Origin of the sequence: Pseudonocardia halophobica (assembly GCF_027922425.1) — a bacterium.
In the GTDB taxonomy this organism is placed as follows: Bacteria; Actinomycetota; Actinomycetes; order Mycobacteriales; family Pseudonocardiaceae; genus Pseudonocardia; species Pseudonocardia halophobica.
Genome location: NZ_BSFQ01000153.1, coordinates 1 through 968 on the forward strand (window position 1 = coordinate 1; position 968 = coordinate 968).

At 66.7% G+C, this 968-nt stretch carries 2 protein-coding genes; one reads left to right on the top strand and one right to left on the bottom strand.

What is annotated here, in order from left to right; all coding sequences use genetic code 11:
• The coding region (locus tag PKE99_RS37805; protein ID WP_271215065.1) for a transposase at nt 1-288 on the bottom strand (288 nt) is incomplete at its 3' end.
• Nucleotides 289-402: 114 nt separating this feature from the next.
• On the opposite strand from PKE99_RS37805, the gene PKE99_RS37810 reads away from it, so the two are divergent.
• A partial coding sequence (locus tag PKE99_RS37810) for an ABC transporter substrate-binding protein (RefSeq protein ID WP_271215066.1) occupies nt 403-968 on the top strand: 566 nt, incomplete at its 3' end.

A 968-nucleotide genomic window follows, 5' to 3' on the forward strand; every position in this document is an offset into this window, starting at 1 on the left:
CGGGACTTCGATCTGCACCGGCCCGATCTCGGTGAGCACGGTCTTGGTGCGGGTGCCGTTGCGGGAGTTCCCTCCGTCGCGGCCTGCGAGGTCGTGGCGGTCGTAGCCCAGGTGCTCGCTCATCTCCGCTTCCAGCGCGGTCTCGAGCACCGTCTTGGTCGACCCGGTGAGCAGCCCGCCCGGGCCGACGAGCTCTACGCCCTCGGCCCGAGCCGCTTCCACGAGTTGTTGAGCGAGTTGTTGCTGGTCGAGCCGGCCCGGTGGCCTGGGCTCGATCGTGTCGGTCATCGCTGGTCCTTCCCCCGGGACACGCCCGGAGCTACAGACCAGTTACACCGAAGATCAGACACTCCCGACTCAGGGAGCTCAACAGTGAGACCCCAGGATAAGGCATGCTTTCGGGTGGCGGTGGTCGTCCCATTGCAGGGGTCGGAGGCGATATACGGGCAGTCTGGAGTGCTGTGCTCACGTTTGGCGTGCGAGGAGATCAACGACGCGGGCGGCGTCCTCGCCCAGCCGGTGAAGCTCCGACTTGTCGACGGCGGGGCGGGGCCGGATCGGGTTGCTTCTGAGGTCGAACGGCTGATCACCGGCGGGCAGGTTGACGCTGTTGTGGGCTGGCACCTCTCGACAGTGCGGCAGCAGCTCGCCCCGCGTACGCGGGGCCGGATCCCCTACGTCTACACCGCGCTGTACGAGGGCGGAGAATCTACACCTGGGGTGTTCGCTATCGGCGAGACGCCGCAGATCCAGCTCCGCCCCGCACTCTGGTGGATGGCCGAGGAGCTCGGTGTGCGGCGCTGGTTCGTGGTCGGTAACGACTACGTTTGGCCGCGTCGCTCCACTGCGCTCGTCGAGCGGTTCCTGCAGGAGCGCGACGACATCCAGATCGTCGGCGTGCAGTTCGTGGAGCTTGGGACGTCGGACTTCGACGCAGTGTTGCGCTCCATCGAGAAGAGCGCTTGTGA